We start from the raw sequence: 23,417 nt of genomic DNA on the forward strand, positions 1-23,417 counted from the left end.
ACCCTACTCCGAGTTGATCTCGAACGAAATCACGCGGTGTTCGGCTCATCGTGCGAGCAACCGCTGACGAACCCGCCGCGGCGGTCCAGGATGACGAACATGACCCAGACCGTGCCGACGCCGACCCACCTGGTGCAGCAGCGTTACCGAGACCCCGAGCCTACCGAACCCGCCCGGTGGAACGAGGTATTGCAGGTGCTGCACGAGCATCGTTCGGTGCGGCGCTATCTGGCCGACCCGGTGTCCGACGACACGCTGCGCCTGCTGATTTCGGCCGCCCAGTCCGCGCCGACCTCGTCGAATCTGCAGGTGTGGAGCGTCATCGCGGTGCGCGACCCGCAACGCAAAGCGCGGCTCGCGGCACTGTCGGGCAATCAGGCGCACATCCTGCAAGCGCCCGTATTGCTGGTCTGGACAGCAGATTTCGCGCGCCTGCGTCAGCTCGCGGACGACCGGAACGCCGCGCTGGACGGCGCCGACTACCTCGAATCCAGCTACGTCGGATTCATCGATGCGGCCCTCGCCGCGCAGAACGCGGTCGTCGCCGCGGAATCCCTCGGCCTCGGCACCGTGTATCTGGGGGCGCTGCGCAACAACCCGGAAGACGTTGCAGCGGAACTGAAGCTGCCCCCGCAGGTGTTCGCGGTCTTCGGGCTCGTCGTGGGCCATCCCGATCCGACCGAAGATGCCAGGGTCAAACCGCGGCTGCCCCAGGCTGCGGTACTGCATCACGAGACCTACGATCTCGCGGGGCAGCGCGAACACGTCGCTGACTATGAAGCCAGAATTGCCGAATTCTATGCCGAGCAACAACTCTCGCACTCGTGGGCCGAGCGTGTACTGGCTCGCCTCGGCTCCGTCGCTGGACTCGGTGGACGTGACCGATTGCGCAAGTCGCTGGAGAATCACGGCTTCCACCTGAAGTGACAGTCGGGCTCGTGTGTGCTCCGCGAGCAGTATCGAAGCAGCGAATGTGGTCTGCGGCGGTTGCATCGCCAGAACTGAATCGCCCAGCGTCTGTCGCGTGATGGCCGCTGCGAAGGGCGACACCTGATGGCGTTGGCGGGGTCGATCACGTGGCATCCCGGCCCGGTGGCTATTTGCGCCCCGCGGTGCGGGAGGTCTATTGCACCGCCGGACCCACAAAGGCCAGCCGTGCACCGATCCCCAGCACCGCGAATCCGTAGTCTGCTCGGCGCGTAGCGAGTCACCTGACCTGCGGTGTTACCCTCATCGACCGCCGGGAACTACGCCCGCGCCCACCGGGGCCGGTAGCGTGACGTGCCGATCGATCCCGAAACATGCGATGATCCCATGTCATGTGTCCGGGGTCACCGACCGACGATCCCGGGCGCCGCGTCGTTGCCGCACGAGAGAAGGACCGCACTATGACAGCCGCCGACAGTCATTTATCGGACGCTGGAACGCACGATTCGACCGGCACCGGGGACTCGGAGGGCTATTCGCGCGGCCTGAGCCCGCGCACCATTCAGATGATCGCCATCGGCGGCGCCATCGGCACCGGCCTGTTCTACGGCGCGGGTGGCGCGATCGAGCAGGCCGGACCGGCCCTGATCCTCGCTTACCTGGCGGCGGGCCTGGCGATCTTCGTGATCATGCGGGCGCTGGGGGAGTTGCTCACCTATCGACCGGTCTCCGGCAGTTTCGCGGAGTACGCGCACGAATTCCTCGGCCGTTACGCCGGTTTCGTCACCGGGTGGTCGTACTGGGCGGTGTGGGTGGCCACCTGCATGGCCGAGATCACCGTGGCGGGCAAGTACGTGCAGTACTGGTTCGACATCAAGCCGTGGATCACGGCGCTGGTGGTGCTCGCGCTGATGTTCGCGGCGAACCTGATCTCGGTGCGGCTGTTCGGTGAGGGCGAGTTCTGGTTCTCCGCCATCAAGGTCACCGCGATCATCGGCATGATCCTGCTCGGTATCGGCGTGCTGACCATCGGTTTCGGTCATGCCGCGAACCCGACCGTCACCAACCTGTGGGCCGACGGCGGCGTGTTCCCGAACGGCTTCGGGCAGTCGCTGCTGGTGTTGCAGATCGTGCTGTTCGCCTACGTCGGCGTCGAGCTGGTCGGCGTCACCGCCGGTGAGGCGCGCGAACCGCGCAAGACCCTGCGCAAGGCGATCAATACGCTGCCGTTCCGCATCGGCCTGTTCTATGTCGGCGCGCTGCTGGTGATCATGTCGGTGTCCAGCTGGCGCACGTTCCAGGCGGGCAAGAGCCCGTTCGTCGAGGTGTTCCAGCAGATCGGCATCCCCGGCGCGGCGGGCATCATCAACTTCGTGCTGCTGACGGCCGCGTTGTCCTCGTGCAACTCGGGCATCTACTCGACCGGCCGCATGCTGCGCACCTTGTCGCTGCACGGCGAAGCCCCGTCCGCGCTCAGCAAGCTGAGCGCGCGCCACGTGCCCTACATCGGCATCTCGGCGTCGGCGGCGATGATGGTCATCGGCGTGATCGTCAACATCATCTCCCCGGACAAGGCGTTCGCCTACATCACCTCGGTGAGCACCATCGGCATCATCTTCGTGTGGGGCATGATCCTGGTCTGTCACCTGATCTACCGCGCCAGGGTGGCCCGCGGTGAGCTCCCCGCCGCCGACTATCGCCTGCCCGCCGCGCCGTACACGACGGTGTTGGCGCTGGCGTTCCTCGCGCTGGTGGTCGTTCTGCTCTTCTTCACCGAGAGCGGCCGCACCGCCGTAGCCGTGGGCGTCGTCTGGGCGGTGCTGGTCTCCGTCGGCTACCTCGCCCTCACCCGCCTCGGAAAGAGCGCCGACGCAACGGATCCCGCGCGCAAGTCCGCCGCCCGCTAGTCGCGACAGCCGCACACCTCTCGATTTCCCGCATACCGAATCGCATCCGATTTTGTACGCGGAAAATCAGGAGGTGTGCGGCTCTCGGCTCAACTGTCTGGGTTACTCGCGTTCTGCTCGTGATCGCCGCTGTTTCGAGGTTTGCGCAGGTAGCGAGCCCGGCGCGGGAAGGAAGAAGTTCAGCACCAGGCGGGTGATGTCGGCCAGGAAGCGCTCGCGGGAGACCGGCGGCTGATCCAGGATGTACCGGATGGCCAGGTGCTCGACCGTGCGGACCAGCATCCAGGACGCCGCCGCGAAGTCCACATCGTCGGGCAGCGAGTCCCGGTGCATGGTCAGCGCGACCCGGGCCAGGTCGCCGATCTGCTGCTCGAAGGCGAAGACGGTGTTGTCCCCGCTGAGCCGCGGCGTCTGCTCGATGACCGCGCGCAGCAGCGCCGGATGGCTGCCCAGCGCGTCGAGCAGCGCGGAAATCGTTGCCGGGACGGCGGTTTCGGGCGGCTCGTGCAACTGCGCGAGCACGCTGCTGTGCACCCGCGACGCCACCTCGCTGTTGTAGCGGTCGATCACCGCGGTGACGATGGCGTCCTTGCCCGGAAAGTATTGGTACAGCGAACCGGGACTGATGCCCGCGGCGTCGGCGATCCGGTTGGTGGACGCGCCGTCGTAGCCGTGTTCGATGAGCACGGTCTGCCCGGCATCGATGATGCGCGCCACCATGGCGCGAGAGCGCTGCTGCTGCGGCGTTTTCCGCGTCTTCGGTGGCATCAGAAGACGAATTGAACGCGAGTATTTATTCGTGTCAGCATCGTTTCATGGTTGCACACAATGACGTCGTGCACGAGAGCCCCAGTGCGCCCGTGCCACTCGGTCCGGACTCGTTGACCTGGCGGATCTTCGGTTCCCTCTATTTCGCGCCCAGCGGACTTTTCCTCGGCATGGTGCAGAACATGCACCCCGGCCTCGGCGCGGGCGTGGAGTACCACTCCGAGATCCAGGACGAGTTCTATCAGCGGGTGCTGCGGTCGGCGTACCCGATCGTCGGCGTGGTCTTCGACGGGCCGCGTGCCGAGCAGACTGCCCGCGAGATCGTGAACTACCACCGCACGATCAAAGGCACCGACGCGCAGGGACGCCGATACCACGCCCTCGATCCCGGCACCTTCTACTGGGCGCACGCGGTGTTCTTCGTGCAGACCCTGCGCGCCGGCGAGCTGTTCATGGGCGGACTCTCGCCCGAACAACGTGAACAGCTGTGGCGCGAGCAGTACCAGTGGTACGAGATGTACGGGATGAGCATGCGGGTGGTTCCGAAGAGCTGGCCGGAGTTCCAGGATTACTGGAACGACATGTGCGACAACGTCTTGGAGCCGACCCAGGCCGCATGGGATGTCTACCGCCTGGCCGAGAACGCGCCCGTACCGCCGTTCCCGGTGCTGGACATGCTGCCGAAATCACTGTGGGAGAAGATGGTTCGCCCGTTCGGCGCCAGGTTCTATCAGTTCGTCACCGTCGGCCTGTGCGACCCGTCGATCCGGCGCACCATGGGCTTCACCTGGACCCGCCGCGACCAGTTCTGGTTCGACCGCTGGTGCGCGCTGTTCACGGCGATGAACCGGGTGACGCCGGACGAGATCCGCTACTTCTTCCCGCGCATCCGGGCCGGGCGCCGCCGCGAACGCGGACTGCGGCCCGCCACGCTACCGCCGCCCGAGGCCCCCGAATTGCTCTGGCCCGCAACCGAACACCGCGACGATCCCAAACACTATTGCCCGGTCCACGCCGATCACGGGTCGACTCCCGCCACGAAATTCCGGCAACTGACAGGATTTTGACCGATGCTGGACGTGAATACCGCCGCACACCCCAACGACTACTACTACCGCCCCGGCATGCCGCTGCGACCACCACCGCCGCGCGCCGTTGCGAGCGAATTATGGTACGAGCCAAGGAAATCGATACTGTCGCCGTGGATCGAGGTGCGCCCGGTCCCGGCCGAAACGCCACGCACCCGGCTGATGGCCGACCACCTTTGGCAGGGCGACGAACCGATGGACCGGCTCGTCGCCGCGTTCGGCCGGATCGGCACGGCCGAGGGCAGACGCCTGCTCGAGCACGCGCTCGACCACGGCATCGACACCCTGGACGATCCACCCCCGGACCTGGTCGCGCTGTTCGCCACGCTCGACAACCCGCCGGACTGGTACGACCCCGACCTCTGGGAATACGGCCGCCAACTGTGGATCAACGTCTCCACCTCCGGCAAACTCGCCATGGGCGTGCAGGACTTCATGGGCACCTTCGTCGGCGCCGAAGTCGCGTCCGCGACCGGGGCCACCGGCCGGTTCGTCAACGACCCCTATCGGCGAAACCTGGAGACCTCCACCTGGTTCCGTAATGTGACGGTGCGCGGCGGCATGGACCGCTGGTCCCCGGTCTTCAAAGACACTGTCCGCGTGCGACTCATGCACGCCCAGGTGCGCGCCGGGCTGCGCCGAGCCTGGGGCGCGGACCATTTCGCCGAGCACGGCAACCCCATCTCCAACAGCACCATGATGGGCGCGGCGGTCACCTTCGGACTCTCGCCGATGTGCTTCGACCACGCACACGGCCGCAAATGCACTGAGCGGCAACTAGATGCGGTGATGCACTATTGGGCCTACATCGCCTACGTGTTCGGCGTCGCGGACGAACTGATCCCGCGCACCGCCCGCGAAGGCATGGAGATGTCGGACTATATGGTCGCGACCGCCGGTGTCGCACCGCAGTGGACGGCGAACATGGCCGGCGCGGCTACCCATCGCCTGGCCGGTGGCACAAGCTTGGTCGATCGGCTGAAAGTCCAAGCCACGGCACCGCTGCTCGGCCTGCTGACCTACTTCAGTAGCGAGTCACTCGTCCGAGAGTTGCTCCGCAGTACGCCATTACGTGACGTACCGGTCCAACCGTGGGCCACGCTGACGGGCGTCGCCGCAGCACTTGACGTCCGCCTCCGAGCACTCGACGACACACTCCCCGGCGCACACAGCCGCATGCAGCGCCGCGCGGCCACCGACGACCCGGTCTGGCGCCGCAACACCAAGGTCGCCAAGCTCCTCGCCGCCCGCGTCGGCATCTACGGCACCCCCTACGACCAACACGACAACTCGGCCACCGGACTGGCCCGCTGCCCGATCCGATGACCCACCAATCCCCACCGCTCGTTGTCGAGCTGCACCGATCCGGCCGCACGGTGCTCGTCCCACCCGCACTGACCGTGCTCGAGGCCTTGGAGAACGTAGGCGTCGCCGTCGACTCGATGTGCCGGGCAGGCATCTGCGGAACCTGCGAAACCGTCGCCCTGTCCGGAACCGGCACCCGACCCGACCACTACCCGCGCCCACTCCGCCTCTGCACCACCGCCCCCGGCACCCTCACCCACCTAGTCCTCGACCTGTAGCCAGAGCAGCCGGGCCTCAGCGGGCGGCGACAGACTCGTGACTTGCCAAGCCGCAGAGCCGGAAACCGATGGCGGCGAGCAGCGGCGCGCGCATCGAACCGCGGCGGCTGCGGCGAGGAGGGCTCGGCGGGCGACGACTGGAGACTCGCGACTCGCCGAGCCGCTCTGTTCGATGCCCGCCAGCGGGGTCAGTGCTTGCACACCGAGGGTTGCACCGGCGCGCGTTGGCAGGGTTTGCAGCGGCGCGCACCGACAGGTTGCGCTGACATACGCCCAGGCTGCACGGGTGTGCGGTGCCGAGGTTGCACGGGCGTGCGGCGGTTGTGATCATGGCTTCGCGCGCGGCGTGCAGGCTCTCGGCACAGTAGCGTTGCGTGCAACAAGGCCGGGCCTCAGGAAGCGTGGTCGGGGGCGATTCGGTGCTGGGTCGAGCGGTGGAGGTTGGAGCATGACAACTAAGACGTTGGCGGAGTTGGTGCCGGGCGAACTGCCCGCGGGGATCGCCGGGCTGGCGCCGGAGGTGCAGGCCGAACTTGCCACGGTGGTGGTGGAGGCCAGGCGTAAGCAGGCGGCCGACTTGGAAACCGCCGCGTACTCGCTGCTGGACTTCGTGCCTCGGTTCCTGCGCGGTGCGGTCAAGAAGGCGGCGGGGCTGTGACCGATGTGGCGGGCGCTCAGCTGACCAAGCTCGCCCGCACGCTCGGCGTGCCCGTCGACCGGCTCGACTACCTCGCCGACGTCCCAGCGACGGACCTCAGAGACTTCCGTTTCCAGATCGCCGACCTGCTGTTCGAAAGCCAATCCGGCGGGCTGCGCAAGGTCGCTGCTGCGGCCAAGGTGATCCCCGCCCAGATCATCGCGAAGCTGGTCGCCCGCAACCGCAACGCGCTGCTCGCGGCACGCATGGCGGGAGTGCTGGAGCCATCGCACGCGGTCGACGTCGCCAAGCGCCTGCCCGTCGACTTCCTCGCCGAGGTCGCACCACTGCTCGACGCGCGCCGCTCCGCGTATCTCATCGCCGACCTACCGACGGACACCATCGTCGCCGTCGGCAAACTCCTTGCCCGCCACCAGGATTGGATCACCCTCGGCGACCTGATGGCCGTCATCTCCGATGACGCCGCCCGCGCCGCGCAAGACGCCCTCGACGGCACCGCCCTGCTGCACGCCGCCTACCTCGTCGATGACGCCGAACACCTGGCACGCCTGGTCGCCTTGGTCTCCGAGGCAAAGCTGGCCGAGATGCTCCGCGCCGCCGCCGAACACGACCTCTGGGACGAATACCGCAGCACCCTCGACGGCCTGCCCGACCCAGCCCTCGCCACGGTCCGCGCCGCAGCCAACCAACTCCCACCCGCCCTCCGCGACCGCGCCCTCACCGAGATCGCCGACCGCCGCCCCACATAACCCCAACCCCGAACTGGCGCACCCTTCTCGGATCAGCACCCCTTCTCGCGATCTGCACCGACTGGCCATGACAGCACCCCACCCGCACTCCGCCGCCATGTCCCACGAGCGACCCGACCCCGCGCCGAGCGGTACCTGATGGCGGCTCCACTCGCACTTGTCCACCACTATGTCCCGCACGCCGCCCAGCCCTGCTTCGTGCGGGACATGACGGCGGATTCACTCGTAGTTCTTCGCGACTACGGCCGGGCACCCGAGTTGGTGCAGGTCCCGAGAGTCGGTGCGGACCCCCAGAAACGGTGCGGTGGTCGCGTGCAGCGGTTCGGGAAGGGTCGGCGGCACCACTCGCAGTTCGCCGCCACTAGGTACCGTTGATCATGAACCCACCGGGGTCAGGGATTTTCAGGTAGTCGGCTACGTACGCTCCGCCCGCCAAGCAGTACGAGAATAGAGCTGTTGGAATCGTCGGGGCCTGATGAGGATGTGTGCCATGGTCACCCTTCGTATCGCGACGTTCAATCTGGAAAACTTCGACGAGACGCCGAACCCCACCCCGTTCGAGCCGACCCTCGCCGACCGCATCGCCGTGATGCGCCCGCAGCTCGACCGCCTCCGCGCCGACGTCCTGTGCTTGCAGGAGGTGAACGGCCAAGAGCGCCCCGGACAACCTCGATCGCTGCTCGCCCTGGCCGAACTACTCCAGGGCACCGCACTGGCCGGCCGCAATGTCGTATCGACGGAGAAGGCGAACGGCGAGGTGTTCGACGAACGCAATCTCGCGGTGGTCACCTCGCTGCCGGTCACCGCCCGCGCCCAACTGCTCAACGATCTCGTCGCCGCCCCGGTTTACCAGGTGCTGACCGCGAATCCCCCTGCGCTGCAACCACAGACGATCGGCATCGAACGCCCGATCCTGCACGTGGAATTGGACCTGCTCGGCGCCCCGCTGCACGTGATCGTGGTGCACCTGAAGTCGAAACTGCCCACCGACATCACCGGCCAGAAGCTGGACCGCTTCACCTGGCGCGACGCGGGCGCGGCGGCCGAGGGTTCGTTCCTGTCCGACATGAAGCGGATGAGTCAGGCCGTGGAGGTCCGGCGCCTGGTCGACCAGATCCTCGACCAGGACCCGAACGCTCGCATCGTGGTGGCCGGCGACTTCAACTCCACCACCGACGAGGTGCCGCTGGTCGCGATCCTCGGCAATGTCGAGGACACCGGCAACGGCGCGCTGGCCGGCCGCGTCCTGGTGCCGCTGGAGAACACCATCCCCGAATCCGCGCGCTACTCGCTGTTCCACCACGGCACCGGCTACATGCTGGACCACCTGCTGGTCACCCGCAATCTGCTGGCCCACTACCGCGGCACGGAGATCCACAACGAGTTGCTGCACGACGAGTCCGCCGACTTCGCGACGGACAAGAAGTTCCCCGAGTCCGATCACGCACCGATCGTCGCGACGTTCGAGTTCGCCTGACGAAGTCCCATCCGGCCGGACTTCGGCACAGGACCCTAGCTGACGACGATCTTCCTACTCGGCATGCACGCCGCAGCCAGCACCATCACACCCGCCATCACCGCCACCGTGATGAAGACCAGATGCACCGCCGACGACAGGATCGCGGGCACCGGATGATCGGTGTCGCCGACCCGCGCGTTCACGATCGCCCCGAAGACCGCGACACCCACCGCACTACCGATCGAGCGCGCGAACATATTGGCCGAGGTCACCACACCCCGCTCGGTCCAGTCCGCGCTCGTCTGCGCCGCGATGAGGGTGGGCGTCGCGACCAAACCCATCCCGACACCGATCACGAAACACGACCCGGCAACCTGCCACAGTGTCGAGTCCTCGGTGATCAGCAGCGTGGTCACGGCACCGACGGTCGCCAGCCCACTGCCGATCAGCGCGGTCGCCCGGAACCCGATGCGCAGGTACACCTTTCCTGCCTGGGACGCGGCAATCGGCCAGCCGAGGGTGAGCGCACCGACGGTGAGCCCCGCGACGAGCGCACCGGTCCCGAGCACGCCCTGCGTGAAAGTCGGTACGTAGGTGGTCAATCCGACCAGGATGGCCCCGACCAGCACCGAGACCAGGCTGCTCGCGATGACCACCCGCCGGGTGAACACCCACAGCGGCAGAATGGGATTGGCCGCCCGCCGCTCGACCAGACCGAACAGCACGAGCAGTGCCGCGCCGCCGGCGAAGATGCCGATGCTCGCGGGGGAGTCCCACGCCCAGGCTTGTCCGCCCTCGAGTAACCCGAGGATCAGCGCACCCGCGCCGATCGTCAACAGCGCCGCACCGAGATAGTCCACCTGTTGCTTGCGGCGCGGCGCGCTCTCGGTGAACTTGCGCAGCAGCATCCACGCGGCCACCGCCGAGAGCGGCAGGTTGATCAGGAAGATCCAGCGCCAGCTGAGGTAATCCGCGAAAACACCGCCGAGCAGCGGCCCGGCCACCGACGACATGGCCCACACGCTCGCCAGGTAACCCTGCACCTTGGCCCGCTCGGTCAGTGTGTAGAGGTCACTCGCGATGGTCATCGTCATCGGCTGGATCGCACCGGCGCCGATGCCCTGCACCGCCCGGAAGATGATCAGCCCGAGCATGCTGGTCGCCAGCCCGCATAGTAGTGAGCCGAGCGCGAACACCGCGATTCCGAACATCAGGACCGGCTTACGCCCGACCGTGTCGGCGAGCTTGCCGTAGATCGGCACGGTGACCGCCTGCGCCAGCAGATAGATGGAGAAGAGCCACGGGAACTGGGCGAAGCCGCCGAGCGTGCTGGTGATGGTCAGCACCGCGGTGGCGATGATGGTGGAATCCAACGCCACCAAACCGGTCGACAGCATCAGCGCGCCGAGGATGGCACCTCGCTCCGACCGGAAGCCGACGGACGATGCCACTGTCTCGGTCGCCACGCGCGCGGCCCCTTTCGTTTGTTCGACTAACCATCATCACGAACGTATCGCGATGTCAGCTATTCCCGCCTGGAATTTTCCCACCCCTCGGGACCGGCGCGCGGCGGGAAGACGGTGGCGGCGGGCAGTGGGCACCCTGCGGCCGAAACCGGCGATGTTGGACTGTCGTACATACGGAGTTGGACTACCGCACATCTCTGGCAAACAATTAGCAATCAAATTGACGTAACTCGACGTTCTGCTGAACCGCGCCGAATGTTGCCGGTAGTTGAATGCACTGCGGTGAATGGTTAACGACGTTTGTCCGACCAGGTGGAATCGGGCGAAAAAACGGCGCGAACAGGACGTTCCACCCCAACTGCATGCGGAGGTCCTTACTCCGTATAATTCCGGTGTCTCAGCTCACAGGCGCTTCCAGGTGGAAGCTGTAGACAGTCATCTCAGTACGGTTGTACTGTCTGCCGATGTGTTCAGGACGACGCTGTAGGTAGGTGGTGTTAAGGCTCGGGCAGTTGAGCATTTCACTGATGTTTCCTCAGCGTCGAAATGAATCGTTGTCCTAAGCGTGAGGGCGCGGACGACCCCAATCCATTCAATCTAGATACCGACCCGACCGGATAGTGAACGGGGCCTCCCGATGGAAATCTTCTGCATAATTCTGCTTGTCTATCTCGTCTTCGCGGAGCCATTTTTCGAGATATTCTCGGTCCGCGTCTTCACGCGTGAATTCGGTGCGCGATCCGACGCGCGCGTGCGCCTGTACCAGGGCGGCGTCTTCCGCACCTGGGCCACGCTGGCGGTCATCATCGTGGCGTTCGCGGTGAGCGGCACCTCGGTGCACGAGCTCGGGCTGACCCACTTCGACTTCAGCGTCTTCCGCGGCTTCTCGCTCGCGGAGAAGATCATCAGCCTGGCCATCGTCACCATCTACGTCTCGTATCTGTTTGGCCCCGTGCTGATTCCGCTGCTCGGCGGGCAGCGCGGCAAGGACTGGATCGCGAGCAAGATCGAGTACGTCGTCTTCATCACGCCGGAGACCTCCATCGAGCGGTTCTGGTGGCTGGCGAACTCCTTCAGCACGCCCGCCGAGGAGGTCGTCTACCGCGGCTTCACCATCTACGCGGTGGCGCTGCTCTGGCCGGACCTGCCCTTCTGGATCCTGATCATCGTTGCCGGTGGCGTCATCGATGGCCTGCGGCACGGATTCCGGCCTGCCGTCTCCGCCCAGGTGATATTCGGTGGCGTCGCGCTGGCGCTCACCTACAAATTGACCGGTGCGATCTGGCCGACCATCGCGGTGAAGCTCTTCCACGACCTGCGCGTGCTGGCATTCCCGCTGGCCCAGGCCCGGCGCAATCTGGCCGCGCGTGGATTGTCCGAAATTCCCGGGAAAACCCTGAGCGACCATAATGTCCCCGCCGTCGCGGACAATACTGAAAATTCAGTCGAGCCACGTACTTCTGTTTCTACGTAGTAGGGATAGTGCTTAGATGTCTGCAGAAATGGCCCGTCGGACGGCCGACGAGATCAGTTTGTTTCTCACCGAAACACTCGGGGATTTATTGGACATTGCCACCGATGATGTCGCGCTGAGTGAGCCTTTCGCGAGTTTCGGGCTCACCTCGGCGGTGGCGCTGGTATTCGTGGGCAAGATTTCCACCTGGATGGGTAAACCGCTCCCGCCGGATCTGCCCTGGGAGTATCCGACCGTGCACGCCCTTGCCGAGGGGCTCGCGGCGGCGCAGGACAGCAGCGAACCGGTAGTGCCGGATACCCGGGATCGGGAGCCCGAAGTCGGGGGGCGCCCGGTTCGGGACAACACCGCGCAGGAACCGGTGGCCATCATCGGCATCGGTTGCTCGTTCCCCGGACTGCGCGGACCCGAGCAGCTGTGGGAAACCCTCTGGCGCGGCCGGGAATTGGTCGGCGAAGCGCCGGACGCCAGGCACGACTGGCCGCCGTCCGGCGGCGCGCGCGGCGAGCGACGCCGCGCCTGGTTCGGCGCCTTCCTCGAGGACCCGTACGCGTTCGACGCCAACTACTTCGGCATCGGCGACGCCGAGGCCGCGGCGATGGACCCGCAGCATCGCCTGCTCGCGGAGACCGTGGCCGACGCCTTCGAGGACGCGGGCGTGCCGGTAGAACGGCTGGCCGGCACCTCGACCGGCACCTTTGTGGGCATCACCGCGGGCGACTATGCCCGTGGCATGGGCGAGGCCGCCGAGTTCGGGATGCCGATCGCCGCCGTCACCGGCAATGCCAGCAGCATCGCGGCAAACCGCCTGTCCTACCTCTACGACCTGCGCGGCCCGAGCGTCAGCGTGGACACCGCCTGCTCGTCGTCGCTGGTGGCCCTGCACATGGCGCTGCGCAGCCTGCACGACGGCGACTGCGATGTCGCCGTGGTCGGCGGGGTGAACATGACCCTCGACCCGCGGGTCACCGAGTCGCTGGCCGACGCGGGCATGATGGCCGCCGACGGGCGATGCAAGACCTTCGACGAGCGCGCCGACGGATATGTCCGCGGCGAGGGCAGCGCCGCCGTCGTACTGAAGCCTTTGGCGCAGGCCGAACAGGACGGCGATCGCGTGTACGCGGTGCTGCTCGGCTCGGCGATAAACCAGGACGGCCGTACCAACGGGCTGACCGCGCCCAGCTACCAGTCCCAGGTCGACGTGCTGCGCCGCGCCTATCGACGGGCCGGTGTGCACCCCGGCGACGTGCAGTACATCGAGGCACACGGCACCGGCACCATCCTCGGCGACGCCATCGAAGCCCGCGCATTGGGCGCCGTCTTCGCCGAGAACCGCGGTAGCGAAGATAAATTCCTGGTCGGCTCGGCCAAGACGGTGGTCGGCCACCTCGAGGCCGCCGCGGGCATCACCGGGCTGGTGAAGACCGCCCTGGCGCTGCACCACGGGCAGGTGCCCGCGAACCTGAACTTCGAATCGCCGAGCAAGCACATCGCTTTCGACGAGCTGCCGTTCGACGTGCCTGCGGCGAACCAGGATTGGCCGCGCCGTAGTGGGCGGGCACTGGCGGGCGTGAGCTCCTTCGGCTTCGGCGGCACGAACGCGCACGCCGTCTTGACCGGCCCACCCGCACCGGCGGCACGCCCTGCGGCAACCGAAAAGCCTTACCTGGTCAGCATTTCCGGCCGCAGCGAGCAATCGACGCTCGACCTGGTCGACAGCTGGATCGACATGCTACGCGACGGCACGGCAGCGCCGATCGCCGAACTGGCGCAGACCTCGACCGCGCGTCGGGCCCAGCATCCGTTCCGGGTGGCCGTCGCCGCGCGCGACCACGCGGACCTGGCCGAGCAGCTCACCGCCATCTCCGGCGGTTCGCTGCCGCTCGGCGCCGCCGCGGGCCGGGTGCCGCGCAGTGGGCCGGGCAAGGTGGGCTTCGTCTTCACCGGCCAGGGCAATCAGTGGGTCGGCATGGGACGCAAGCTGATTCGGCACCAGCCGGTATTCCGTGACGCCTTGCTCGCGGTCGATCGCGAGTTGCGCGTCGAACTCGGCTGGTCCACCTTCGCCGTGCTCGATCGGGGCCGGGACGAGGAGGCTCTCGCCGACACCGGCACGGCGCAGCCGGTGCTGTTCGCCCTTCAGGTCGCTCTTGCGACGCTGTGGCAGTCGTGGGGGATCACCCCCGCCGCCGTGGTGGGACACAGCGTCGGTGAGGTCGCCGCCGCACACGTCAGCGGTGCGATCGACCTGCGTACCGCGGCACAGATCATCGCGGCTCGGGCCAAAGCTACTGCGCGACTGCGTGACAACGGCTGCATGGCCGTGGTCAACCTGCCCGCCGCGGAACTCGAACTGCCGCAACGGGTCTACCTCGCGGGCACCAATGGACCGAAGTGGACGCTGATCTCGGGCAACACGAGTGCCGTCGACGGCTTCCTGGCCCGGCTGGACGGCGAGCAGGTGATGACCCGCCGCCTGCCCGGCCGCTACGCCTTCCACTCGCCGCTGATGCGCGACTGCCTGCCGGAATTCGCGGCGGACATGCCGTGCATCCAACCCCGCGAGGGCAGCATCCCGTTCTTCTCGACCGTCACCGGCGGCCGGGTCGACGGCGCGCAACTGAACGGCCTCTACTGGACCGATCAGGTGGTGCGCCCGGTGCAGTTCGCGGAGGCGGTGGGCGCCATGATCGACGCCAACGTCGGCTCGTTCATCGAGATCGGCCCGCACCCCGCACTCAACGGCATGCTGAAAAGCCTGCTCCGCCATCATGATCGAGCCGGGGTCGCGGTGCCGTCGCTGGTCCGCGACGTGGACGACCTGTCGGTGCTGCTGGCCGCCCTCGGCGAACTGCATGTCCGCGGGCACGAGGTGCGCTGGGCCGGCGTGGACGCGGTGCAGCGGCCGCAGGCCCGGTTGCCGTTGTATCCGTTCGAGCGCAAGTCGTATCGGATCGTCGGCGGCGTGCCGAGTGTCGAAGCGGCCCCGGTGTCGCGCGCGACGACGGATCTGTTCACCGCCGACGTCGACTACGTCGCGCCGCGTACCGAATACGAGCAGGTGGTCGCCGAGATGTGGGCCGAGCTGCTCGGTCTGGAGCAGGTCGGCGTGTTCGAGAACTTCTTCCGCATCGGCGGGCATTCGCTGGCCGCCACCCAGTTCGTCCGCAGACTCCGCGAACTCTTCGAGATCGAGTTCGCGCTCCGGCGCATGTTGCAGGAGCCGACCGTGGCCCAGGTGGCCGCGGCGCTGGAGGAGCTGATGGTCGAACAGGCCGATGCCGCCCTTTTGGAGAGCGATCATGAACTCACCGGCTAGCAGCCTGGCGTTGGCGCGCCTGCGGGAACGCCGCGCCGCGGGCATCTCCACCACCACCGTTCCGCTGTGCGAGGGCGCGGGGCCGTTCCCGGTGACGCCCGCCCAGCGTGGCATCTGGTTGCACGAGCAGCTGGCCGGTCACGCCGCGATCTACCATGTGCCGCTGGGCATTCGGATCACCGGACCGCTCGATGTCGCGGCACTGCACGCGGCCGCCGACGCGGTGACCCACCAGCAGCATGCCTTCCGCACGGTTTTCAAGGAGACGCCGGATGGCCTGCGGGCCGAGGTCGTCGAGGCTACCGACGCAGATTGGCAGACGCCCGACCTGCGCTTGGTGCCCGCGAAGGCGCGGGCGGCGGCGGTCGATCAGCTGCTCGAATCCCTCGCAGGGGCCCCGTTCGACCTGGCGGCCCGGCCGCCGGTGCGGTGGGCGCTGATCCGGCTGGCCGAGCAGGAGTGGATCCTCGCAGTCGTCGCGCACCACCTCGTGCTGGACGGATTGTCGATAGCACTGCTGATCGATCAGCTGTGGGCGGCCTACGGTGCCGCCCGGCACGACGCGGAGAGCATCCTGCCCGTTCCGCCGCGTCAGTACGCCGACTACGCCGTGTGGAGTGCCGAACATGCCGTGCCGGCAACGCAAGCGGCGGCGGTCGAACGCCGGGCCGCACTGTTGCGTGGCGCCCCGCCGCTGGACCTGTCCATCGGTCGCCGCCCGCGGCGCGTGGGCAACACCGGTGCGCGCGTCGAGACTTCGTTCCCGCGACAGGTGGCCGACGCCGTCCGCGCGTGTGCCGCGGCCAATGGTGTGCCACCGTTCGTGTTCCTGTTGGCCTGCTACGAACTGACTTTGGCGCACCGCACCGGACAGCGTGACTTCTGCATCGGCATCCCGATGGCGGCCCGCCCGTACGCCGAGCTCGCGAAGACCATCGGGCACTTCGTCAACACCGTCCCGGTCCGCGCCGATCTCACGACCGCACAGACCTTCCGCGAGCTGTTGCACCGCACCCGCGACACCGCGATGGTGGCCTACGACGACGAGACCGTCCCGTTCGAGCAGATCGTCGAGGCCATCGGCGGACCGTGGGATCCGGCCTTCAGCCCGATCTTTCAGACCCTGTTCGTGCAGCAGGTGCTGGAGCGCCCCGATCTGAGCGAGTGGGGCCTGACCGTCGAATGGCACACCATCGACACCGGCGCCACCCTCTACGACCTGGTGATGCACGTCGCCGAGACCGGCTCGGAGCTGGTCTGCCACCTGACCTACAACGCGAAGCTGCTCAATGCGGCGGCGGCAGCCGACCTGGCCCAGGACTTCCTGACCCTCGCCGCCGCGGCGGCCACCGCACCGGAAACGCCGGTCGATGACCTGCTCGCCGCACTGCCGGTGCGTGCGTACACGATGAACGACGAAGCGGCCGAAACGGATTCGGCCGAATCCACAGAGGTCGCTTTCGAAGCCCCGATCGGCGAGCGGGAAACCCGCCTCGCGGCCCTCTGGGCACAGGCGCTCGAGCGCACCGACATCGGCCGCCACGACGACTTCTTCTTGCTCGGCGGCACGTCCCTCGCGGCAACCCGGGTGATCTCCCAGATCCTCGACGAGTTCGGCGTAAGTGTCTCGCTGCGTGAGCTTTTCGAGAGCCCGACGATCGTGACGGCCGCCCGGTTGATCGAATCGGCGTCCGCGGAGCAGGATTCGCTGCCACCGCTGCAAGCCGCGCCACGCGCGGACGGTGAGCTGCTCGCGGTGTCCTACGCCCAGGAGCGCCTGTGGTTCCTGGAGACCCTGGACCCCGGCAACGCCACCTACATCATGCCCGGCGGCCTGCGGCTGCGCGGCGAGCTCGAGGTCGCCGCGGTGGAGCAGGCGCTGGCGCTGGTGGAACAGCGGCACGAGGTGCTGCGCAGCGTGTACCGGACCACCGAGGACGGTCAGCTGCGTCAGGTGGTCCGCCCGTATTCGCCACGGCCGCTGGATTTCACGGATCTCAGCACGTTGCCACCCGAGCAGCGCGGCGACGCCGAGGCCGAGCTCGCGGCGAGCGTCTACCGTGCCCCGTTCGATCTGGCCGAGGGCTCGGTCTGGCGCTACCACCTGATCAAGTCCGGCCCGGACGAGTACCTGCTGGCCATCGCGCTCCACCACATCGTGTGTGACGGTTGGTCCGTTGCCGTACTGAGCCAAGAGGTTTCGGCGCACTACCGCGCCGCGGTCGCGGGCGTGGCCGCGCCGCTGCCGCCGCTGGTGGTGCAGTACGCGGACTACGCGGCCTGGCAGCGCGGCAATGCCGACCGGCTCGACGGGCAACTGGAGTTCTGGCGGACCGAACTGGCCGACCCGACGGTCACCGAGATCCCCGGCGACCGGCCACGTCCGGCCCGCCGCACCTCGCGCGGCGCGGTGGAGCGGCTGGCCGTCGACCCGCAGGTGATGGCCGAGGTCAGGGCGCTCGCCGCCCGCAGCGGCGTCACCACCTTCGCGGTGCTGCTCGCCGCGTTCTACGCGATGCTGAATCGGTATACCCGCCAACAGGATCTGATCGTGGCCTCGCCGATCGCCGGGCGCACCCGGTCGGCGGTGGAACCGCTGGTCGGCTGCTTCCTCAACACCTTGGCACTGCGGACCGAAGTCGATCCGGAAGAAACCTTCACAGCACTGGTGGCCCGCGTCGGCAAGACGGTCCTGTCGGCACATGCCAACCAGGACTTGCCTTTCGAGAAGGTCATCGAGGCAATGGTGCCGACCAGGGACATGAGCCGCACCCCGCTGGCCCAGGTCATGTTCAACTACTTGAACACGCCGCCACCGTCTCTCGACATGGCCGACCTCGAGGTCGAACTCGTCGATGCCCCTCGCACGACGGCCAAGATGGACTTCGATCTCACCGTCGACGAGACCGACGGCCCGACCAAGCTGACCCTGGAATACAGCGCCGACCTCTACGACGCACCGACCGCCGTTCGGGCACTGCGGCATTACGCGACGGCGCTCGCGAGCATCGTGGCGGAACCCGATCAGCGCGTCGGCGAGATCGGCCTGGAGGACCCGGACGAAGCTGTCACCGAGGCGATCTGGGCACTGCCGGGAACCGCGATGGTGCCAGAGGCGGCGCCGGACGAGCTGTTGATCGACCGGCTGGACACCGTGATCGACCTGCGCGGCAGCGCCCCGGCCTTGCGCGCGGGGGAGCGCAGCACGAGCTTCGCCGAGCTCGACGCGATCACCGCGGTCATCGCCAAGAAGCTCATCGGCGCAGGGCTCGACGGCAGCCGCGTCGCGCTGCTCTACGACCACACGCCGGAGAGTTTCGTCGCGGTCTGGGCGGCCTTGCGCGCAGGCGTCGCCTACGTCCCGCTGGACCCGCGCGCGCCGCAGGCCCGGCTGGTCGAGATCATGGAGGAGGCGGATGTCTCCGCGCTGCTGTGCGATCCGTCGCTGGCCGAGCTGGGTCGTTCGATCGCCGGTGGGGCGCATGTCTTCCCGGTCTCCGGGCGTGCCGAATCGGACCCCGCCGTCAGCACGATCCTCACCAACGACTTGTCCACCTGGGCGAAATCCCACATCAGCACCGACGACCTCGCCTACATCCTGCACACGTCGGGCTCGACCGGCCGTCCGAAAGGCGTGGCGCAGAGCCGCGGTAACGCGCTGGCCCACGCGGTCACCTATGCACGGCGACTGCGCATCGGTCCCGACGACGTCGTGGCCGCGCCCGCCCGCTACACCTTCGACGCGGGCGTGCTGAACTCGTTCGGCGCCGCGGTGGCGGGGGCCGAGCTGTACGTGATCGACCCGCATCTGTTCAGCCCCGCGGGCCTGCGCGAGGAGATCGAACGCGCCGGGGTCACCGTGCTGCACTGCACCCCAACACTTTTCCGCTACCTGCTCAGCGACACCGACGGGTCGTGGGTGCCCGCCGACCTCCGGTTGGTCGCGCTCGGTGGCGAAGAGGTGGTCCGCGGCGACGTCGTCGACTTCGGCAAGCACTTCACACCGGCCTGCCGACTGGTGAGCCTGTACGGGCCGTCCGAATGCTCGGTCGCCTTGCAGCACATCATCACTCCCGAGGACGCGGACCGCGCCGGGGTGCCGATCGGGCACCCGGTCGAGGGCGTCGAGGTGGAGCTGGTCGACGAAAGTGGCCGCCCGACCGAGGTTTACGGCGAGATCGCACTGCGCAGCTCACACGTGGCCATCGGCTACTGGCACCGGCGCGAACTCACCGAGAAGGTATTCGGCACCGGCTCCGACGGCATTCCCTACTACCGGACCGGCGACCTGGCGCGGCGGTTGCCCGACGGCACACTGGTGTTCGTCGGCCGCAAGGACCGGCAGGTCAAGATTCGCGGCCACCGGGTAGAACCGGGCGAGGCCGAGACCTTCCTGCGGTCACACTCGACGGTCGGCGAGGCAGCCGTGGTGCTGGACACCGAGGCCGACGTGCCGCGGCTGGTCGCCTACCTCACCCAGGACGGCCCGCTGGAGCCCGACTACCTCGAGCTGTCGGCGTTCCTGCGTACTCGGCTGCCGGACTACATGATTCCGTCGGCCTACATGGTCCTCGACAACCTGCCGCGCGGCCTCACCGGAAAGCTGGACCGCGCCAAACTGCCGAAGATCGCCCCGGCCGCGGCACCGGTGTTCACTCCGCCGGGCACCGAGCTGGAGCGGATCGTCGCCGAGGTGTGGGCGCAGGTGCTCGACCGCGAGGTCGGCCTCGGCCAGAACTTCTTCGACCTCGGCGGCCATTCGCTGGCGCTGGCCAGGGTGCGTGGCCTGCTCGAGCGCCGCCTCGGCGTGGAACTGGCGATGACCGACCTGTTCGCCGCACCGACCGTGGACGGGCTGGCGAAGTCGCTGGCCGGCCGGACGGCCCCGCAGGACGACACGGACCGGGGACAGGACCGGCGCGCGGCCGCCGCCCGCCGCCGGGCACACCGCCAGGCCACCGAGACCCGGCCCGACAGCGTTGGGAGCCAGCGATGACCCACGACGACAGCGAGTTCCGGGTCGCGGTGATCGGCATGGCGTGCCGATTCCCGGACGCGGACACCGTCACCGAGTACTGGCGCAACCTGTGCGAGGGCCGCGAATCGGTGCGGCCGCTCGCGCCGGAGGCCATGCCCGCCGACCCGCCCGCCGGTTACGTGCACGCGGGCGCGTTGCTCGCTGACGCCGACAAGTTCGACGCGGAGTTCTTCGAAATGACCCCGCGCGAAGCGCAACTCACCGACCCGCAGCACCGCCTGTTCACGCTGTGCGCCTGGGAGGCGCTGGAGGACGCCGGGCATATCGCGGCCGAAAAGCCCACGCCGGTCGGTGTTTTCGCGGGCGCGGGCATCAGCACCTATCTGCTGCGCAACCTGGTCGGGCACGCGAGCGTGTTCCAGAGCCCCAGCTCGCAGCTGCACGCATTGCACGGCAACGCCTCCGACTACATGGCCACCAAGGTGTCCTACAAGCTGAACCTGACCGGTCCCAGCGTCGCCGTGCAGACGGCGTGTTCCACCTCGCTGGTCGCCGTGCACCAGGCCGCGCAGGCGCTGCTCGACTTCCAGTGCGACGTGGCGCTGGCCGGTGGTGCCAGCGTGCAGGTGCCGCAGGAGGCCGGCTACATCTACGAGGAGGGGTCGATCCTCTCCCCGGACGGCCACTGCCGGGCGTTCGATGCCGACGCGGGCGGCACCGTCTTCGGCTCGGGTGTCGGCGTTGTCGTGCTCAAGCGGCTCGCCGACGCGATCGCCGACGGCGACCACATCCACGCCGTCATTCTGGGCTCCGCGGTGAACAACGACGGCGCCAACAAGATCGGCTACACCGCCCCCGGCATCGCGGGCCAGCGCGCCGTCATCCGAGAAGCGTTGTCGGCGGCCGGAATTAGCGCCGACACCATCGGCTACGTCGAGGCGCACGGCACCGGAACCAAACTCGGCGACCCGATCGAGGTGTCGGCGCTGAGCGCGGCATACCGCGAGCACACCGACGCGACCCAGTACTGCGCGCTCGGTTCGGTGAAAGCCAATGTCGGTCACCTCAATTCGGCGGGCGGCGTCGCGGGGTTCATCAAGGCGGTGCTCGCCGTGCGTGAGGGCCGTATTCCGGCCAGCTTGCACTACACCCGGCCGAATCCCGAAATAGATTTCGCGGCAAGCCCGTTCTTCGTCAACACAGAACTGCGGGCCTGGTCCGACGACGTGCGCCGGGCAGGCGTCAGCGCCTTCGGTATCGGCGGCACCAACGCCCACGTGATCGTGGAGCAGCCACCGACACAAAAGCCCGCCACCGTGAACCCGGGACCGCGCGCACTGCTGTTCTCGGGCCGTACTGCCCAGGACGCCGACCGCATCGCTGCCCGGCTCGCCGAGCACCTGCGCGGCACCGACGCGGAACTCGCCTCCGTCGCACACACTTTGGCGCACGGCCGCCGTACCTTCCCACATCGCCGCATGGTCGTGGCGAGCACCACCGAAGAGGCCGCAGCCGCGCTCGGTAAGCCCGCTGTGGGGGAGGCCATACCGTCCCCCGCGCTCGCCTGGTTGTTCCCCGGCCAGGGCGTCGCATTAGGCACCGCCGTCCTCGAACTCGCCGCGAGCGTCCGGCAATTCGGCGACCGATTCCGCGAATGCGCGGACATCCTGCGCGACCGCACCGGCTTCGACCTGGAGTCCGCGGTACGCAACGGCGACGGCACCGAACAGACTCAGGTCGCGTTGTTCGCGGTCGAATACGCACTGGCTGAGATGTGGCGCGAGTTCGGCGCCGAACCACGGGATCTGCTGGGTCACAGCCTCGGCGAGCTCGTCTGCGCCACCCTCGCGGGCGTCTTCGAGCTGCCCGACGCGCTGGCCCTGGTGGTCGAGCGCGGCCGAATCATGGCGGCGGCACCGCCCGGCGGCATGCTCGCCGTCTCCAAGGGCGTGGACGTCATCGCCGCCCGCCTGCCGGAGGACGTGTGGCTCGCCGCCGACAACTCCGCCACTCGCTGCGTTGTGGCCGGCGCACCCGCGCCGCTGTTCCGTTTGGCCGGTGAGCTGTCGGAGGAGGGTGTCCCGAACTCGCTGCTGCCCGTCGGGCACGCGTTCCACACGCCCCTCATGGACGAGGCAGCGGCCCGCTTCGCGGAGCTCGTGCGTGGCGTGCCGCGGCAGGCCCAGCAGGTCCCGTTCTGGTCCAACGTCACCGGTGCGCCGATCACCGCCGAGCAGGCGGTGGACCCCGGCTACTGGGCTCGGCAGATGACCAGCACGGTGCGCTTCCGGGAGGCCGCCGTCGGCCTGGTCGGCAGGAATCAGGGGACGGTCGCGCTGGAGGTCGGCCCGGGGAAGTCGCTGGTCTCGTTCCTGCGCACCGCCGATCGGGCAGCGGCGACGGTCGGCAGCCTCGGCACGGGCTCGGCCGAGTCCGCGATCGTGGACGCGGCGGCACGACTCTGGTTATCCGGTGTCACGGTCGATTTCGACGCCATCTACGGCGGCGAGACACCGGCCACCGTCAGCTTGCCGACGTATCCCTTTGCCCTCAAACGCTATTGGGTCGACCCGCCGGAAGCAGTACCCACCCGGCGCTTCGACACCGAGCGACCCGCCCCGGCGGCGCCGGTGAAAAGCGATGACACCGCGACAGACGACGAGGACGACTTCGTGGTCTCGGTGCGCAACCGGGTCGTCTCGGTCTGGTGCGCGGCGCTCGGTGTCGAGCAGATCGGCGGTGACGCGAATTTCTTCGAGGCGGGCGGCGATTCGCTGCTCGCGGTGCACGTGGCGACCCAGCTGCGCGCCGTCTTCCCGTTGGAACTGGCCCTCGGCGAGCTGTTCGCCGCGCCGACGGCTGCGGGGATGGCCGACACCATCGCCGCACATCTGATGCAGCGGTTGGACGAACTGTCCGACAGCGAGGTCGAGCAACTGCTCGAGCAGCCGGGGGCGGCCGAAGAACGGAGCAACAATGCCTGAACTCGTCGATTCGGGAGCGTCGCGCCGCGCGTTGCTGCGCCGCTGGGCCGCCGGTGG

14 protein-coding genes are annotated in these 23,417 nt (G+C 68.0%); 12 read left to right on the forward strand and 2 right to left on the reverse strand.

The genetic code is table 11. The annotated features are described in order from the left end of the window. Positions 1–99 precede the first annotated feature (99 nt). Positions 100–927, forward strand: a complete 828-nt coding sequence (locus NN4_RS31190; protein ID WP_246181178.1) for an NADPH-dependent oxidoreductase — start codon at positions 100–102, stop codon at positions 925–927. A gap of 461 nt (positions 928–1,388) precedes the next feature. Next, complete coding sequence (locus NN4_RS31195) at positions 1,389–2,834, forward strand: amino acid permease (RefSeq protein WP_147138954.1); 1,446 nt, start codon at positions 1,389–1,391, stop codon at positions 2,832–2,834. Positions 2,835–2,936: 102 nt separating this feature from the next. Here NN4_RS31195 and NN4_RS31200 read toward each other — a convergent pair whose 3' ends face one another. Next, the gene (locus tag NN4_RS31200; RefSeq protein WP_246181179.1) at positions 2,937–3,602 is read right to left on the reverse strand and encodes a TetR/AcrR family transcriptional regulator; all 666 of its coding nucleotides are present in this window, start codon (positions 3,600–3,602) and stop codon (positions 2,937–2,939) included. 47 nt (positions 3,603–3,649) lie between these two features. Here NN4_RS31200 and NN4_RS31205 point away from each other — a divergent pair, with 47 nt between their 5' ends. The 6 genes from NN4_RS31205 (at position 3,650) to NN4_RS31230 (ending at position 9,157) form a co-directional block, all read left to right on the forward strand. Beyond that, entirely contained in the window at positions 3,650–4,669 is a 1,020-nt protein-coding gene (locus NN4_RS31205) for an oxygenase MpaB family protein (protein WP_147138956.1), read from the forward strand. Between the two features lie 3 nt (positions 4,670–4,672). Next, positions 4,673–6,016: an oxygenase MpaB family protein gene (locus NN4_RS31210; protein WP_147138958.1), complete on the forward strand. Its 1,344-nt coding sequence runs from the start codon at positions 4,673–4,675 to the stop codon at positions 6,014–6,016. Continuing rightward, positions 6,013–6,273 carry a 2Fe-2S iron-sulfur cluster-binding protein gene (locus NN4_RS31215; RefSeq protein WP_147138959.1) on the forward strand — a complete coding sequence of 87 codons (261 nt, stop codon included), beginning with the start codon at positions 6,013–6,015 and terminating at the stop codon, positions 6,271–6,273. Before NN4_RS31210 ends, NN4_RS31215 begins: the two co-directional genes overlap by 4 nt. 448 nt (positions 6,274–6,721) lie before the next feature. Then, positions 6,722–6,931: a hypothetical protein gene (locus NN4_RS31220; RefSeq protein ID WP_107661303.1), complete on the forward strand. Its 210-nt coding sequence runs from the start codon at positions 6,722–6,724 to the stop codon at positions 6,929–6,931. Beyond that, positions 6,928–7,680, forward strand: coding sequence for a hypothetical protein (locus NN4_RS31225; RefSeq protein WP_147138961.1), 753 nt, complete (start codon positions 6,928–6,930; stop codon positions 7,678–7,680). The genes NN4_RS31220 and NN4_RS31225 overlap by 4 nt, the downstream gene beginning before the upstream one ends. Positions 7,681–8,170: 490 nt before the next feature. Beyond that, positions 8,171–9,157: an endonuclease/exonuclease/phosphatase family protein gene (locus NN4_RS31230; protein ID WP_147138963.1), complete on the forward strand. Its 987-nt coding sequence runs from the start codon at positions 8,171–8,173 to the stop codon at positions 9,155–9,157. Positions 9,158–9,192: 35 nt separating this feature from the next. Here NN4_RS31230 and NN4_RS31235 read toward each other — a convergent pair whose 3' ends face one another. Next, the gene (locus tag NN4_RS31235) at positions 9,193–10,605 is read right to left on the reverse strand and encodes an MDR family MFS transporter (RefSeq protein WP_147138965.1); all 1,413 of its coding nucleotides are present in this window, start codon (positions 10,603–10,605) and stop codon (positions 9,193–9,195) included. Between the two features lie 637 nt (positions 10,606–11,242). Between NN4_RS31235 and NN4_RS31240 the strand changes: the two genes are divergently transcribed. The 4 genes from NN4_RS31240 to NN4_RS31255 are packed head-to-tail and all read left to right on the forward strand — an operon-like array spanning position 11,243 to position 23,360. Next, positions 11,243–12,079, forward strand: a complete 837-nt coding sequence (locus NN4_RS31240; RefSeq protein WP_147138967.1) for a CPBP family glutamic-type intramembrane protease — start codon at positions 11,243–11,245, stop codon at positions 12,077–12,079. A gap of 16 nt (positions 12,080–12,095) precedes the next feature. After that, complete coding sequence (locus tag NN4_RS31245; RefSeq protein ID WP_147138968.1) at positions 12,096–15,398, forward strand: type I polyketide synthase; 3,303 nt, start codon at positions 12,096–12,098, stop codon at positions 15,396–15,398. Next, complete coding sequence (locus tag NN4_RS31250; protein ID WP_186818721.1) at positions 15,382–20,394, forward strand: condensation domain-containing protein; 5,013 nt, start codon at positions 15,382–15,384, stop codon at positions 20,392–20,394. The genes NN4_RS31245 and NN4_RS31250 overlap by 17 nt, the downstream gene beginning before the upstream one ends. After that, entirely contained in the window at positions 20,391–23,360 is a 2,970-nt protein-coding gene (locus NN4_RS31255) for a type I polyketide synthase (protein ID WP_147138973.1), read from the forward strand. The genes NN4_RS31250 and NN4_RS31255 overlap by 4 nt, the downstream gene beginning before the upstream one ends. Positions 23,361–23,417: the final 57 nt, after the last annotated feature.

Source organism: Nocardia ninae NBRC 108245, assembly GCF_007990755.1.
GTDB classification, from domain to species: Bacteria; Actinomycetota; Actinomycetes; order Mycobacteriales; family Mycobacteriaceae; genus Nocardia; species Nocardia ninae.